The sequence below is a fragment of the Pseudoalteromonas sp. S558 genome (genome assembly GCF_005886635.1).
Classification (GTDB): domain Bacteria; phylum Pseudomonadota; class Gammaproteobacteria; order Enterobacterales; family Alteromonadaceae; genus Pseudoalteromonas; species Pseudoalteromonas aliena.
This window is the reverse complement of record NZ_PNDU01000661.1, coordinates 1-485: the sequence shown is the minus strand read 5'-3', so window position 1 is coordinate 485 and position 485 is coordinate 1. Positions and strand designations below refer to the sequence as shown.

The 485-nt window shown below is 44.7% G+C and carries 1 protein-coding gene; it reads right to left on the bottom strand.

Annotation, left to right across the window (positions count from 1 at the left end; all coding sequences use genetic code 11):
* Positions 1 to 63 precede the first annotated feature (63 nt).
* Positions 64 to 485: penicillin-binding transpeptidase domain-containing protein (locus CWB66_RS21855; RefSeq protein WP_252371839.1), on the bottom strand; the 422-nt coding region annotated here is incomplete at its 5' end.

Below are 485 nucleotides of genomic sequence, written 5' to 3'. Positions count from 1 at the left end.
CAATTAATAGTGGCATATCGATATGCAGTCGTAGCCTAATAGAACGCTTATTATGTAAAGCCGTCATGGTACTTTACTCCCTGAGGATTGAATTGGGTTAGCTGCAAAATAATAATCCATTAATTGACGGGCAATCGGCGCACCTACTGAGCTTCCGCCTCCGGTATTTTCTACCACAATAGAGACCACTATTTGTGGGTTGTTGTAGGGGGCAAAACCGACGTAAATGGCGTTATCACGTTGGCGCTCTTTAAGTGCATCGGCGTCGTAACGCTCGCCTTGATCAATACTGACTACTTGGGCTGTACCGGTTTTACCTGCTGGATCGTAGGTAGCGCCTTTAAACGCACGATGGGCAGTTCCGGTGGTTTTTTTAACGGTGTTATGCATAGCATCAATCGCGATGCGCCAGTTATCCTCGTTATTAAGAACAACAGGTGGCTTTTCCTCATTATTGAGCTGAGTAATTTGATCTTCTTTTTTAG